2 protein-coding genes are annotated in these 582 nt (G+C 52.4%); both read right to left on the reverse strand.

All coding sequences use genetic code 11. The features are described from left to right. A partial coding sequence (locus tag AC1DYQ_RS22865; protein WP_477688720.1) for a pilin occupies nt 1–184 on the reverse strand: 184 nt, incomplete at its 3' end. A 155-nt stretch (nt 185–339) separates the two neighbouring features. Then, nucleotides 340–582, reverse strand: a 243-nt coding sequence (locus AC1DYQ_RS22870; RefSeq protein WP_477688721.1) for a pilin, incomplete at its 5' end; no start/stop codon positions are given.

Genomic DNA, 582 nt, shown 5'->3' on the forward strand with positions numbered 1-582 from the left:
CGGACTGGAAGGTTTCCGTGATCGACGTACGGCACGAAGACGCGGCCAAAATCAGTTCCGACAGTTTGGCGCGCTTGGTGTAGTCCTGGTAAGCAGGCAGAGCCACAGCGGCCAAAATACCAATGATCGCCACGACGATCATCAATTCGATCAGGGTAAAACCCTTTTGCATTGAACGTTTCATAAATACTCCTTGGGTTAAAAATAGGCTCTCAGGAACAGCAAATTTGGTGCCAGCAGTTTCTATGCAATTTTTGCGACGTTTTGAGGGCTTTGCTTACATTATTGTCTTCAAAAGTTCTTTTCAGCCGACAAATTTGTCACGCCAACGCATCTACTTCAACCGCGGCAAGAACCTGGCAGGAACTTGAGAGGGATGCCTGAGGCCGTGCTTGGGCCGCAGCGCCATTCGCTGATCAGCGAACCAGGTGCGAGGCCCGTGCTGGCGCCTTGCGAGTAAGGAACCAGCGACAGCCACTGGCTGTTGATCAACGAGTCGTTCATCGTCGTCGAAGCCTGAACGCTGATGATGCCGCCACCATTGGTCGTGATCGCATTGACGTACTTGCTGTTGCCCGAACC

This window comes from Polaromonas sp. P1_F4 (assembly GCF_056405675.1).